Source organism: Bacillus sp. NPDC093026 (genome assembly GCF_044754665.1).
GTDB lineage: Bacteria > Bacillota > Bacilli > Bacillales > Bacillaceae > Bacillus > Bacillus maqinnsis.
Genome location: NZ_JBIVPN010000001.1, coordinates 438705 through 452418, shown reverse-complemented (window position 1 = coordinate 452418; position 13714 = coordinate 438705). Strand labels below are relative to the sequence as shown.

Below are 13714 nucleotides of genomic sequence, written 5' to 3'. Positions count from 1 at the left end.
AATGAAAAAAATGAATATCCGCTGGCTTAGCTTTTTTGTGGTCATACTTCTGTTATTTGGCTTAACCTTTGTCAAACTTCCTTATTACGTGACAAAGCCAGGTGATGCAACCGAGATTGCTCCACATATCCAAGTGGATGGAGGATATAGTGAGAAGGGTAGCTTCTCTCTGATGACCATCAAAGTGGGTCCAGCTAATCCGTATACGTATCTGCTAGCAAAAATGAATAAGTATGATGAAATCGTACCGGAAGAAAATATTAAAGCAGACGGAGAATCGGATGAAGATTATATGAAAAGACAACTCCAGCTCATGAAAAGCTCTCAAGAAAATGCCATGATTGCTGCCTATCATAAAGCAGGGAAAAAAGTGGACTATACCTTTAATGGGGTATATGCAAGCTACGTGATGAAAGGCATGCCCGCTTACGGCAAAATAGAAGTCGGCGATCGAATTAAAAGTGTAGATGGCAAGACATATGACTCTGCTGATAAAATGGTTTCTTATATTAGCAGCCAAAAAGCAGGGAAATCCGTTCGATTTGTGCTTGAACGTAATGGAAAAGAGATCACAGAACAAATCACATTAAAACCGTTTAAAGAAGAGCCAAAGCGAGTGGGGATTGGTGTGTCATTGTTTACGGACCGCAATGTGAAAGTGTCACCTGCTATTAAAGTTGATATTGAAAATATCGGCGGTCCGTCAGCAGGACTCATGATGTCACTTGAAATTTATAATCAGTTGACAAAAGAAGATGAAACACACGGCTATGCGATTGCAGGTACAGGAACAATTGACGCTGATGGAACTGTTGGGCCAATTGGTGGAATTGATCAAAAGGTTGTTGCAGCAGATAAAGCAGGTAAAGACATTTTCTTTGCACCCAATGACAAAGGTAATCCTCACTCAGACTATCAGAATGCGCTCAAGACAGCCAAAGACATTAACAGCGATATGAAGATTGTTCCAGTTGATACGATGCAAGACGCTTTGAATTATTTAAACAAATTAAAAGATAAAAAATAACCAAAAGAGCGACCTGTCTGTGAAGAACACCCCAAATGAATAGAGAATTGTCCAAAGTTTGGAGGTGCTTTTCTTTTCAAAAACGAATAAAGGCAAAACGAAAAGGCACAAGTCCAGTTCAATACTGGTCTTGTGCCTTAAAAATTGTCTAATAACAACCTGTGTCTATATTTAGGGGATTACTTTATCTGGAGCAGTGCTTTTTTATTGAGATCAAAATAGCCCGCTATCTTCATCATATCGAATCGGTGAAGTTTTAAATTCCGCTTCTGTCAAGCTTGTTTGCATTGGTTCGCAAATGGGGAGACTAAAGACTCGAAAAGCGCGAATATCGAGATCGAGGGCTGGATGTGAAAAGGAAGAAAGTTTACTAACGAGCGGGACGTCCAGCTCTTTTTTGACAAGAGACAGATACTGCTGACCTTTCCTCGACATACCGAGTAAACGGATGTAGGGTGCTTCCTTTTCTTCAAGCAGCTCATGCATTGCCTTTTTTTTCACCCTCATCAAAATGTGTGTATTCATTCGCTGTAACCTTGTCCATGTATATCGTTTCGTTTTCAGCAGTGATAGGTATTGCTCGTAGGATGATGCGTGTTTAATAGCCTTTTGCATGCGGTATTCAATGCCTTCTTCGATTTCATATATTTCTTGTAATTCAGCCGTATCCATCGTATGAAAGGCGTGTTTCAAAAAACTGAAATACGCCTCTTGTTCATGTAGAAGACCGTAAGATGATTGATAGGATTGTAATTGCTTTAGCGTAGTACTTGGGAGGTATGGTGTGACCGCTTCAAATGAGCCGTGCTCTTTTAAGGCTTTTCGAATACTTGTTGCGCTAGCTATCTTCTGATTTTCAGGAAGTTGTTCATCATGATACTCAGAAGCCACTCTTTTAGAAGTAAAGGGCTGAATACTTGATAATCTCTCCATGATGGCCTTTACATAATGGAAACCTAAGATGTTATTTGGTTTTGACAAATCAAGTAGCTTCTCGGAGGAAACGGCTTCTTGAAACGCAGAGGCTGCTGCTGCCGGATAACTAAGCCCTTGTTTTACTTTCTCTTTTGTCAAAAAATCAATCTCTGTTTTTTTCTGATGCCAAGCATACGCTGTGCGATGAAATACCGTAATGTCTCCATCTTCACTTCCGAAAAAAAGGGAATCGCATTTTAAAGCATCTAAAATGGACACAGCACCATTTGCGAAGGTTTCTGCTTTTTGCACAGCGTATATGTATGGAAGCTCACAAACAATGTCTACACCGTTTTGTAGAGCCATCTTTGTACGTGCCCATTTCGAGATAATCGCAGGCTCCCCGCGCTGGAGAAAAGAGCCGCTCATGACGGCAATTGCAACATCTGAGGCGGTTTGCTTTTTCGCCTGGCGCACATGATAGGCATGTCCATTATGAAAAGGGTTGTACTCTACAACTACTCCCACTGCATTCAATAGAAGTTCCGCCTTTCTTGCTATGGTTAAATGGTCTATGCTAAAGTAGCATAAGAGAAAAATGAAGCCATTTTTTTCAGTGTAGTGATTAGAAGAACTGATGTCAAACGCCCTTGATTGATCACAGAGGACTGTAAAGAAAAAATATTGACAAATAGGATGATGAAAGCTATAATCATGTTTGTTGCTCTTAGAGGTGATCCAATTGAAATGGACAGTTTATCAGTTACATCAAAAAGCTCAAAACAGCTTCGATTTTCATGAGACGGTTGATTTAAATGAACTGACTAGCCTCCATTCAGATATACGTCGCATTTCACCAGTACAGGTGAAAGGGACAGGTGTTATCGAATCAAAGCAAGTCGCATTTGACTTAACCATCACAGGTGAAATGACATTGCCTTGTTCACGAACGCTCGTTGATGTCAATTATCCATTTGCGATTTCAACAAAAGAACTGTTTGTACTTCATAAGACAGACGATATAGAAGATGAAGACGTCCAGATTGTAAAAGACGATATCATTGACTTAACGCCTATTGTCAAAGAAGAAATTCTTCTTGAAGTGCCGATGCAAATCTTTTGCGACAGAGCTGACGTAAAAGGTGCTGCACCACAAGAAGGTAGTGACTGGGCGGTCATTTCGGAGGATGCACACCAAAACCGAATTGATCCGCGTCTAGAAGGTTTGAAGAAGCTCTTAGAAGAAAAGAATGAATCTTAACTCTTTAAGGAGGTGGGAATAATGGCTGTACCTTTTAGAAGAACTTCTAAAATGAAAAAAAGATTGCGTCGTACGCACTTTAAACTACAAGTACCTGGTATGGTAGCTTGCCCAGAATGCGGTGAAATGAAAATTTCTCATCGTGTCTGCAAATCTTGCGGAACATACAAAGGCAAAGACGTAAAAAGCAAGTAATCAATAAAAAACGTGAGGGAATCATTCCTTGCGTTTTTTTATTTGTCTATTTTTTAGGTTTCTCTCCTGCAAATAGTCTATCTACTCTAGTAAGCGCATATGATGTGGTATTCAGATTCAGGGGGGATGATCAATTGACGATTACAAGGCAGGATGCTTGGACACAAGATGAAGATTTGCTTTTAGCAGAGGTCGTCTTAAGACATATTCGAGAAGGAGGCACCCAGCTTTCCGCATTTGAGGAGGTTGGTAAGGCGCTGTCAAGAACTGCTGCAGCATGTGGGTTCAGGTGGAATTCTTATGTGAGAAAACAGTATCAAGCAGGAATCGAGCTGGCGAAAAAACAGCGGAAAGAACTACGTAAAAAAATCGGCATCCATTCATCAGGTATGCCGCAACAAGCCCTGACAAAAGTGGAGGAGAAATCTTCAACTGGCAATCAACTGACACTTCGGGAAGTCATTCAATTTTTAGAACAGCTTGAGAAAGATCCATCTGGTCCGAATCATTTGCGTGAAGAGTTAAAAGATGCGCATCATCAGTTAAAGACGCTCACAGAAGAAAATGAACACTTGAAGCGTCAATTAAAAATGACAGAAGAAGATTATAGAGCTTTGATTGGTATTGTAGAAAGAGTCAAGCAGAATATTAACTTAAAAGATTACGCAAAATGACAAAACGCCCCTCGCCAAACAAAGGAGGGGCGTTTTTTGATCAACCGTTAAGCTGATTCGCCTGTATTCTCTTTCATATGTGCTGGTTCCCAAATAAGTGGATTTTCACCTTTATCGCGTTCCATATCATATTTAACTGCTTTGAAGCCCATTTTTTCCCAAAAGCCAGCGGATTTGACACGAGGATTTGTACGGATCGGTAGTCCGAAAGATTTTGCAAATTCAACGAGTGCTTCACCATATCCTTTTCGCTGATATCCTGGAAGGACTTCTAGCTTCCAAAGCTCTAAATAATCTTGGTTGTGATCAAAATAAGTAGTCGTTGAACCATCAACTTGATATAAGCTCATACGTGCGACAAGCTTATCTCCAAAATAAATCCCATAAAATGGAGAGTTGCTGTCATTTTCAATCATATTACTTTCAAGGTCTTCAAGCATTGAAAGCTCTTGAATGCCATATTCTTTAAATTGTTTAAATTCCTCTAATGTTTTGTAGTTAATCAGAAGACGTTTTACCTGTGTCATCATATCATCCCCCTTACACACATAATGTCGACAGTTTTGTCAATGAAGACGTTTTCATCCCATCCACCTAAAAAATTATTACACTTATTATTATAGTTTTTTAATTTAAAAAATTCAAATCATTGCATTTTATCTGCTTTTTGCATCATGACATGAAACTGGTAAAATATTTGATATGATGCAGTAAATATATAAAAGGGAAGTGCGGCATTTGAAAATCGGAATCATTGGCGGTGGTGCTATTGGTATGCTGTGTGCAAGCTATTTGTCAAAGCATCATGAAATCACCATATTTACAAGAAGGAAGGAACAGGCAGAAGAAATGAGAGCCTCGGGAATTGAATTGACAGTAAGAGGACAGACTTTTCGCGCAGTTGTCGATGCTCAAACAGGGCTGAAAGGAACGTATGATTTGCTGATTGTTACGGTGAAATATCATCAGCTCCAAGATGTGCTCGATGAACTGTCTACTTTACCTCGTCAGCGGATTTTGTTTTTACAAAATGGGATGGCCCATCTACTGGATTTATCGAAATGGAAAACAGCTCATCAGTTATATGTAGGTGTTGTTGAGCACGGTGCAATGAAGATGACAGACCATGAAGTTATACATACAGGAATTGGGTTGATAAAGTGGGGGGCATTCCATCATGAGGCGTCAGCAGAATTCAGCCATGAGCTTGATGGGGCATCCGATGATTTTAAGATGGTATTCACAACTGAATGGAAAAAGGTGCTTGAGGAAAAGTTGCTTGTCAATGTCTGTATTAATCCGCTGACGGCTTTATTACATGTGAAAAATGGCGAGCTTATTTCAAACCCATCATATGAACACATGATGAAATGCGCATTTGATGAGTCGGTATCCATCTTGCAAATGTCCGAAAAGGAACGGCTTTGGGCGCACGTCGTCTCCATTTGCCATAAAACGGCTGACAACCAATCTTCAATGCTTCAAGATATCGTCAAAGGCCGTCAAACGGAAAGAAAAGCCATTGTCGGCTATCTTTTAACAAAAGCTCAAACCCAAGCGATTCATGCACCGTATCTTACTTTTTTCAATAGAAGCTTGGAAGTATTGGAAAAAAAGCAAACAAAATCTTTTGAGTGAGCTCATTTACGTGCTATACTTTTTCGGGAAACTAACTACTTATTGAAGAAAGGAAGTTCTAAAACATGCAATTGACTGAACTTTCCATCCGAAGTCAGAATTTATTCATACGTGATTATATAGAAGAAAAAAAAGAGATGACTGCTTTTTTTGATTATGATATCCATTCTGAGCACACATGGAAAAAAAGATACGACGATCTCATCCAAAGAAGTTTTCCTCGTGAAGCTTTAGCGGATTATATGAGCGCATATCACGCAAAGTTTGAATCTGTAGCAATGCAGCGGAATATTGAAAAAATTCGTGACGAACGGAGTGTCATGGTTGTTGGAGGGCAGCAAGCAGGTCTTTTAACAGGACCACTTTATACCATACATAAAATCATATCAATTATCCAATTTGCGAAAGAAAAAGAGTCAGAGCTTGGTGTTCCTGTGATTCCAGTATTTTGGGTAGCAGGGGAAGATCATGATATAGATGAGATTCATTTTGTGTACACGTCTGGTGAAGAAGGTCCGGTCAAACAAAAGCTACCTTTACATAGTATAAAAAAAGCTGCAGCGAAAAGAACACCTTTACATCAAGAGAAGACCGAGAAGTGGTTGCGAGGTGTTTTTTCAACCTATGAAGAATCAGCCTATACAAATGAATTACTTGATCAGCTTCTTCGATGTTTACGCAAATCACAAACAATTACTGATTTCTTTGAATGGATTGTCTGCGATCTTTTTGAAGAAGATGGATTGCTGCTTTTTAATTCAGGAGACTTAGGCGTAAAACAACTTGAGCGCACGTTATTCAAACAAATAGTCGAATCAAATGAAATGATCACAAGGCGTTTGAATGAAACGCAGGGTGCCATGAAGAGAGCAGGGTATCAGCCTATTATCGAAGCCGGTGCACATCAGGCGAATTTGTTTTATGAATATGACGAGGAGCGTTTCCTCATTGAAAAAGATCAAGACCAATTTTCTATATCAGAAGTTGGGCTTACTTGGACAAAAGAAGAGCTTCTTAAAGAAGTAGAAGAGCACCCAGAGCGTTTTAGCAACAATGTAGTGACTCGCCCTGTAATGCAGGAAACACTTCTTCCAACGCTAGCTTTCATGGCAGGACACGGTGAAATCAATTATTGGGCTGAGTTGAAAGGGATTTTTGAGTACTTTCAATTAAAGATGGCACCAGTCGTTCCAAGATTACATGTGACCATTCTTGAAAGACATATTGACAAGAGGCTTCCTTTGAGAGGAATGTCGGTAGAAGAAGTTTTAACAAAAGGGGTAAAAGAAAAGAAGGAAGCCCACTTCAAGCAAAGCCTTCCAGATAGCTTCGTTCAAGCCATTCAAACAGCCAAACGTGAATTAGAGAACGTTCATCAGACGGTTAGACGAGAAGCGTTGCAAATTGAACCGAGCTTTGAACAGCTTCTTGATAAAAATGCCAAATTTATTGAAGATCAAATCCAATTTGTCTATCAAAAGGTTGCTCAGCGTGTTAAAGAAAAGGAAGGGTATATTCTTCGTGACTATGAACGAATTGAAAATAGTTTAAAACCTCTTGAAGCACCACAAGAAAGAATTTGGAATATCATGTACTTTTTGAACAAATATGGTCCAGAATTCTTCAAAACATTTAAAAATCTGCCATTTTCATTCCAAAACAAGCAACAAATTGTCAAACTTTGAAATAAAGTTTTCATGAACCCTGACTAGTTCAGGGTTTTTTTTTATGTAGAAACAGTGTAAAATAAGTTTTGTGGAGAGAAGTGGTGGATAGTGGTGAGTAAGGGAGAGAAAGTGGGGCTCTGATATATCATGTTCATGGGTGAATACCAACATACGATTGATACAAAAGGGCGCATGATCATCCCTGCAAAATTTAGAGACGGTCTCGGAGAACAGTTTGTGCTGACGAGAGGGCTTGATCAATGTTTATTTGGCTACCCTATGAGTGAGTGGAAACTAATCGAAGAGAAACTAAAAGCACTTCCGCTAACGAAAAAAGATGCCCGTGCGTTTACCCGATTTTTCTTTTCTGGCGCAGTCGAATGCGAGCTGGACAAGCAGGGGCGCATTAACATCGCATCAAACCTACTCCAATATGCAAAACTCGAAAAAGAATGTGTGGTCATCGGCGTTTCAAATCGAATTGAGTTGTGGAGTAAGTCAATCTGGGAACAATATACAGAAGAGCAAGAAGATTCATTTGCTGAAATTGCTGAAAACATGATTGGATTTGATATATAATAATCCCTTGTGCAGCAAGCTTTCTACACATTCATTTCTATTTGAAAAAGGTGGGACCATGACATCATGTTTCAACATGAGACAGTATTATTAAAAGAAACAGTTGACGGTTTAAACGTCAAAGAAGACGGTACATATGTGGACTGCACGCTAGGCGGCGCAGGTCATAGCGCATATTTACTATCTCATTTATCAGAAGAAGGTACATTAATTGGATTTGATCAAGACGATGCTGCACTGGATCATGCACGAAAGAAGCTCGCAGATACTAAAGCGAGAATTCTTTTTATAAAAAGCAACTTCCGATATTTAAAAGAACGTCTGAATGAACTAGGCATTACAAGTGTAGATGGTGTAATTTTTGATCTTGGGGTTTCATCCCCTCAGCTTGATACACCAGAAAGAGGCTTTAGTTATCATCATGATGCACCTCTTGATATGCGAATGGATCAATCAGCCACATTGTCAGCGAAACAAGTGGTGAATGAATGGTCATTTGAAGATCTGGTTCGGATTTTCTACAAATATGGGGAAGAAAAATTCAGCAAGCAAATCGCTCGTAAGATTGAAGAAGCTAGGAATAAAGCGCCAATTGAAACAACGGGTCAACTCGTAGACATTATCAAAGAAGGAATTCCGGCACCTGCAAGACGAACTGGCGGACATCCAGCCAAAAGAGTGTTTCAAGCGATCCGAATTGCTGTAAATGATGAACTTAAAGCATTTGAAGAAGCATTAGAACAAGCAATAGAGTTACTCAATCCAAAGGGAAGAATCTCTGTCATTACATTCCATTCACTAGAAGATCGGATTTGTAAAAGTACATTTAAAGAGATGTCATCTCTTCCAGAACTTCCACACGGACTGCCAGTGATTCCAGAAGGGCTTGAACCGAAACTGAAGCTGATTACAAGAAAACCGATCGTCGCATCAGAGCAAGAGTTGGAACATAACAACCGTGCACGTTCAGCGAAGCTCCGAATTGCAGAAAAAAAGTAATTAGCATCATAGATGATGATAAAAAGGAGGTTTCTTATGAGTAATTTGGCTTATCAAAGAGAAGTAAAGCAATATCAAACAGAGCAGCAAGGCCAATCTGTCGTCATTAGAAGAAGAGGTTCGATTACACTTGGTGAAAAGATCTTACTTGTCATGTTTGTCATGGGTCTTATGTGTAGCTCCATTCTCATCATTTCTAAAGCTTTCGCCGTATATCAAGCAAACATTGAAGTGCAGAAACTACAACAGCAAGTGTCTTTAGAGTCAAAAAAGATCACAGAGCTTCAAAAAGAAAAAGATGTGCTTAGTGAACCAGAAAGAATTATTAGTGCCGCAAAAAAAGCAGGCTTAAACATATCGAATGATGTGAAGAAGGTCGATTAAAATGGCGATGCCCAAAAAGAATAAAATGATGAACAGAGGCGCGGCAATTGCGAGTATTTGCTTCGCCCTGTTTTTCTTTATCATCCTTATGCGTTTTATTTATATTCAGATTACGGGAACGGTTGATGGACAAGTTTTAGCTGCAAAAGCAAATGAACAATATCAATCAAAGAAAACGCTCGAAGCCAAAAGAGGCTCGATTCTAGATCGGAATGGGAATGTGATTGCAGAAGATACATCTGTTTATAAGCTGATCGCAATTATGAGCAAGAAAATGACTGTCGATCCTAAGCACCCGATGCATGTAGTCGATAAAGAGAAAACGGCAAAAGAGCTGTCAAAATATATTGATATGAGTGAAAGTGATATTTTAAAGCGTCTGAATGCAAAAGATGTATTCCAAGTTGAGTTTGGCAAAGCCGGAAAGGATATTAGCTTTTCAACAAAGGAAAAAATAGAAAAGCTGAAGCTTCCAGGCATCGCCTTTGAGAAAGACACGAAGCGTTATTATCCAAACGGCATGTTTGCATCTAACTTAATCGGTTATGCAAGATTAGATGAAGCAACAAAGGACATGTCAGGTGCGATGGGACTAGAAAAGGCGCTGAATAAATACTTAAAAGAAAAAGACGGCTATGTCACCTACAATAGTGATAGAAGTGGATGGGCACTTCCGAATAGTAAAGAAGACATAGTGGCCCCGAAAAATGGAAAAAACGTCACGCTGACCATCGATCAAAAAATTCAGGCTTTTCTTGAAGAAAGTATGACACAGGTCGCCAAAAAGTATAAACCGAAGAAAATTATTGCAACAGTAGTTGATCCAAAAACAGGAAAAGTTTTAGCTATGGGACAAAGACCAAGCTTTAATTTAAATGAACTAGACATTACGAATTATAATAATGATGTCATTTCATATGCGTTTGAACCAGGTTCAACCATGAAAATCTTCACATTGGCCGCAGCTATTCAAGAAGGTGTATATCAGGGTAGTGATAAGTATCAATCAGGCACTTATAAAGTAGGCGGTGGCCTTGTGAGAGACCATAATGGTGGTAACGGCTGGGGGAAAATTGATTTTCATGAAGGAGTTCTCCGCTCTTCAAACGTGGCTTTTGCAAAACTAGCAAAGGAAAAGCTTGGATTCACAAGATACCAACAATACCTGCAAAAATTTCATTTTTATGATAAGACAGGGATTGATTTACCAAACGAGGCATCAAGTAAAATCAACTACAGATACGAGTATGACAAAGCATCGACCGCCTATGGTCAAGCTTCAGCAATTACACCAATTCAGCAAATCGAAGCTGCAACAGCGATCGCAAACGACGGAACTATGATGAAGCCATATGTGATTGATCACATTACAGATCCGAACACGAACAAAACGATTTTACAGCATGAACCGACAGTAGCTGGAAAGCCTATCTCATCTGATACGGCCAAGAAAGTACGCGACATTTTAGGTGAAGTCGTGTCCTCGAAAATCGGTACAGGACAGCCATATCAAATCAAAGGCTTTGATGTCGCTGGAAAAACAGGTACAGGACAAATTGGTGGGGCAGGCGGTTATCTTCAAGGAAGAAACGACTACGTCTTCTCGTTTATGGGAATGGCCCCAAAAGATGATCCGAAACTGCTTGTTTATGTTGCGGTGCAGCAGCCACAGTTATCTGAAACAGAAACGGGATCTGCCCCAGTTTCACAAATTTTTAATCCTGTGATGAAAAACAGTCTGCTTTATTTAAATATTGCCCCAACGAAAACAGACGATAAGAAATCAGACGAACAAAAGGTGAAACAAGAAACAATGCCTTCATTCCTGGATTTAGAAGTGAAACAGGCAGAAACAGAAGCGAAAAACAAACATTTAACGCCTGTTGTCATTGGCGACGGCTTATCCATTAAACGTCAGTTTCCGAATGCAGGATCTGAATACTCTGAAAGTCAGAAAGTCTTTTTGAAAACAGCTGGAAAAACCATTAAAATGCCTGATATGACAGGCTGGTCCAGAAGAGAAGTGCTGCAATATGCATCCATCTCAGGTGTGCATATTGAAACAAATGGACAGGGGTATGCTGTAAAGCAAAGTGTAAAAAGTGGAACAGAGATTTCTGATGATCATGTCATCACTGTGACATTTAAAAGTCCAAGTTAAATTTTAAAGCCTAGCAAACAATTTGCTAGGTTTTTTGTATTTTTGCATAGTGGAAGCTTCAACCGTTCTACACAAGGGATGGAATGCATATGATGAGAACAAGCCATATGTAAGGAGTGAACGGGGCGTGCGAGTGTCAAGTGTAACAGTGAGAAAACGATTGCTTTTTGTGTTGCTATTTGGGGTGATCATTTTTTTCATCATAGATATTAGATTAGGATATGTGCAGTTTATCATGGGCGAAAAGTTGACAAGTTTAGCAAAAGATTCGTGGAGTCGAAACCTCCCTTTTGAACCTGAACGAGGAGATATTTTAGACCGGAATGGAGTGGAGCTGGCGACAAACAAAAGTGCTCCATCTATTTTGGTTGTGCCAAGACAAATTAAAAATCCAGCTGAAACAAGCAAAAAACTGGCAGCTGTGCTGAATATGTCTGAGGAAAAAGCGTACAAGCATATCACAAAGAAAACATCAATTGAGCGCATTTCTCCAGAGGGTAGAAAAATATCTCATGAAAAAGCCAAAGAAGTCAGAGAGCTAGATTTAGATGGTGTATATGTGGCAGAGGACAGTATCAGACACTATCCGTTTGGAAGTTATCTCTCGCATGTATTAGGCTTTGCTGGAATTGACAATCAAGGTTTACTTGGGCTAGAAGCCTACTATGATGATGACCTAAAAGGAGAAAAAGGGTCTGTGAAATTCTATTCTGATGCAAAGGGGCAAAAAATGCCGGATGAAGCAGATGATTATACACCGCCTAAAGATGGACTCGATATGAAAATAACGGTTGATTCGAAAGTACAGACCATCATTGAACGAGAACTAGACAATGCTCAGGCAAAATATAATCCAGATGGAATGATTGCCATTGCGTTGAATCCAAAAAATGGTGAAGTGTTAGGGATGTCGAGCAGACCTGATTTTAATCCAGCAGACTATCAATCAGTCGATCCCAAAGTGTTTAACCGAAATTTACCGGTCTGGAGCACATATGAGCCAGGATCTACGTTTAAAATCATTACACTAGCAGCGGCATTAGAAGAAAATAAAGTGAATTTAAAGCGGGACCACTTCTTTGATAGTGGATCTGTGACAGTCGATGGAGCAAGGCTTAGATGCTGGAAAAAAGGAGGACATGGATCACAGTCGTTTTTAGAAGTCGTTCAAAACTCCTGTAACCCCGGTTTTGTAGAGTTAGGTGATCGACTTGGAAAAGATAAATTATTTTCTTATATTAAAAATTTCGGATTTGGTCAGAAAACAGGGATTGATCTTCAAGGAGAAGGACGAGGCATCCTCTTCCCGCTTGATCGTGTAGGCCCTGTTGAGCAGGCGACGACGGCCTTTGGTCAAGGTGTATCAGTTACGCCGATTCAACAAGTGGCCGCAGTGGCAGCAGCGGTCAATGGCGGAACGCTCTACACGCCTTATATTGCAAAGGAATGGATTGACCCCATCACAAAAGAGGTGGTCAAAAAGCAATCACCAATTGCAAAGAAAAAAGTGATTTCAACTGAGACGTCCAAAGAAATAAGATATGCACTTGAAAGTGTGGTCGCTCAAGGAACAGGACGAAATGCATTTGTTGAAGGATACCGAGTAGGCGGGAAAACAGGGACAGCGCAAAAGGTAAAGGACGGAAAGTACATGGAAAATAACCACATTGTGTCATTTATCGGTTTTGCGCCTGCTGATGACCCAAGCATCGTTGTTTATGTTGCAGTGGATAACCCAAAAGGTACGATTCAATTCGGTGGAACAGTTGCAGCACCAATTGTCGGTCACATTATGAGAGACAGCCTGCCTGAGATTGGTGTGAAAAAAAGAAAAGGACAAATTGAAAAGAAGTACCAATGGCTGGACACAAAAACCATTGAGGTACCGAATCTTGTAGGGGGATCTGTTTCTGATCTTGAGTCACTCTTGATTAACCTAAAGATTGATGCCTCAGGTAAAGGCAGTAAAGTCGTAAAACAATCGCCTGCTGCCGGAACAAAAGTAAAAGAAGGGTCCACGATCAGACTATACTTAAATGATGAATAATCAAGAATGAACAGAGGGTAGCGCATCCATTTGGCTACCTCTTTTTATTGAAAGAGAAGGTCAGTTTAAGAAAAAGAGCATAAATTGTGTTTTTTCCAAGAGAAACTTAAGGAATACGCTGGATGTATCCTTTTTTTTACGATAAAATATAGACTGTGTGTTTTTTT

The 13714-nt window shown here is 39.8% G+C and carries 13 protein-coding genes; 11 read left to right on the top strand and 2 right to left on the bottom strand.

Annotated elements, in window-relative coordinates; genetic code table 11:
• Position 1: 1 nt before the first annotated feature.
• Complete coding sequence (locus tag ACIQCE_RS02265; protein ID WP_353855867.1) at positions 2–1027, top strand: SepM family pheromone-processing serine protease; 1026 nt, start codon at positions 2–4, stop codon at positions 1025–1027.
• A gap of 213 nt (positions 1028–1240) precedes the next feature.
• Here the strand turns inward: ACIQCE_RS02265 and ACIQCE_RS02260 are convergent, their stop codons facing one another.
• Positions 1241–2479: a nucleotidyltransferase gene (locus ACIQCE_RS02260; RefSeq protein WP_400493414.1), complete on the bottom strand. Its 1239-nt coding sequence runs from the start codon at positions 2477–2479 to the stop codon at positions 1241–1243.
• Between the two features lie 205 nt (positions 2480–2684).
• On the opposite strand from ACIQCE_RS02260, the gene ACIQCE_RS02255 reads away from it, so the two are divergent.
• The 3 genes from ACIQCE_RS02255 to gerR all read left to right on the top strand — a co-directional run bounded on the left by ACIQCE_RS02255 (position 2685) and on the right by gerR (position 4072).
• Positions 2685–3203, top strand: coding sequence for a YceD family protein (locus ACIQCE_RS02255; RefSeq protein WP_400493413.1), 519 nt, complete (start codon positions 2685–2687; stop codon positions 3201–3203).
• A 21-nt stretch (positions 3204–3224) separates the two neighbouring features.
• Positions 3225–3398 carry a 50S ribosomal protein L32 gene (gene rpmF / locus ACIQCE_RS02250; RefSeq protein WP_353855865.1) on the top strand — a complete coding sequence of 58 codons (174 nt, stop codon included), beginning with the start codon at positions 3225–3227 and terminating at the stop codon, positions 3396–3398.
• 134 nt (positions 3399–3532) lie between these two features.
• A complete protein-coding gene (gene gerR, locus ACIQCE_RS02245; protein WP_400493411.1) occupies positions 3533–4072 on the top strand; it encodes a sporulation-specific transcriptional regulator GerR in 540 nt (179 codons plus the stop codon).
• Positions 4073–4119: 47 nt separating this feature from the next.
• On the opposite strand, the gene ACIQCE_RS02240 is transcribed toward gerR, so the two are convergent.
• Positions 4120–4599, bottom strand: a complete 480-nt coding sequence (locus ACIQCE_RS02240; RefSeq protein ID WP_353856560.1) for an N-acetyltransferase — start codon at positions 4597–4599, stop codon at positions 4120–4122.
• A gap of 211 nt (positions 4600–4810) precedes the next feature.
• Here ACIQCE_RS02240 and ACIQCE_RS02235 point away from each other — a divergent pair, with 211 nt between their 5' ends.
• The 7 genes from ACIQCE_RS02235 (at position 4811) to ACIQCE_RS02205 (ending at position 13547) form a co-directional block, all read left to right on the top strand.
• Positions 4811–5710 carry a 2-dehydropantoate 2-reductase gene (locus tag ACIQCE_RS02235; RefSeq protein WP_400493410.1) on the top strand — a complete coding sequence of 300 codons (900 nt, stop codon included), beginning with the start codon at positions 4811–4813 and terminating at the stop codon, positions 5708–5710.
• A gap of 65 nt (positions 5711–5775) precedes the next feature.
• Complete coding sequence (gene bshC / locus ACIQCE_RS02230) at positions 5776–7395, top strand: bacillithiol biosynthesis cysteine-adding enzyme BshC (RefSeq protein WP_400493409.1); 1620 nt, start codon at positions 5776–5778, stop codon at positions 7393–7395.
• A 129-nt stretch (positions 7396–7524) separates the two neighbouring features.
• The gene (gene mraZ / locus ACIQCE_RS02225) at positions 7525–7956 is read left to right on the top strand and encodes a division/cell wall cluster transcriptional repressor MraZ (RefSeq protein ID WP_099680458.1); all 432 of its coding nucleotides are present in this window, start codon (positions 7525–7527) and stop codon (positions 7954–7956) included.
• A gap of 66 nt (positions 7957–8022) precedes the next feature.
• The gene (gene rsmH, locus ACIQCE_RS02220) at positions 8023–8955 is read left to right on the top strand and encodes a 16S rRNA (cytosine(1402)-N(4))-methyltransferase RsmH (protein ID WP_400493408.1); all 933 of its coding nucleotides are present in this window, start codon (positions 8023–8025) and stop codon (positions 8953–8955) included.
• Positions 8956–8991: 36 nt separating this feature from the next.
• Positions 8992–9339, top strand: a complete 348-nt coding sequence (ftsL, locus tag ACIQCE_RS02215; RefSeq protein WP_353855859.1) for a cell division protein FtsL — start codon at positions 8992–8994, stop codon at positions 9337–9339.
• Between the two features lie 7 nt (positions 9340–9346).
• On the top strand, positions 9347–11500 hold the full coding sequence (locus tag ACIQCE_RS02210) for a penicillin-binding protein (protein ID WP_400493822.1): 2154 nt from the start codon (positions 9347–9349) through the stop codon (positions 11498–11500).
• A gap of 127 nt (positions 11501–11627) precedes the next feature.
• On the top strand, positions 11628–13547 hold the full coding sequence (locus ACIQCE_RS02205; RefSeq protein WP_400493407.1) for a stage V sporulation protein D: 1920 nt from the start codon (positions 11628–11630) through the stop codon (positions 13545–13547).
• Positions 13548–13714: the final 167 nt, after the last annotated feature.

What these genes read in the sequence shown, in the direction of transcription:
- ACIQCE_RS02265 (WP_353855867.1), top strand. Translation starts at nt 2, where the DNA reads ATGAAAAAAATGAATATCCGCTGGCTTAGCTTTTTTGTGGTCATACTT.
- rpmF (WP_353855865.1), top strand. Translation starts at nt 3,225, where the DNA reads ATGGCTGTACCTTTTAGAAGAACTTCTAAAATGAAAAAAAGATTGCGT.
- ACIQCE_RS02240 (WP_353856560.1), bottom strand. Translation starts at nt 4,599, where the DNA reads ATGACACAGGTAAAACGTCTTCTGATTAACTACAAAACATTAGAGGAA.
- bshC (WP_400493409.1), top strand. Translation starts at nt 5,776, where the DNA reads ATGCAATTGACTGAACTTTCCATCCGAAGTCAGAATTTATTCATACGT.
- mraZ (WP_099680458.1), top strand. Translation starts at nt 7,525, where the DNA reads ATGTTCATGGGTGAATACCAACATACGATTGATACAAAAGGGCGCATG.
- rsmH (WP_400493408.1), top strand. Translation starts at nt 8,023, where the DNA reads ATGTTTCAACATGAGACAGTATTATTAAAAGAAACAGTTGACGGTTTA.
- ftsL (WP_353855859.1), top strand. Translation starts at nt 8,992, where the DNA reads ATGAGTAATTTGGCTTATCAAAGAGAAGTAAAGCAATATCAAACAGAG.
- ACIQCE_RS02210 (WP_400493822.1), top strand. Translation starts at nt 9,347, where the DNA reads ATGCCCAAAAAGAATAAAATGATGAACAGAGGCGCGGCAATTGCGAGT.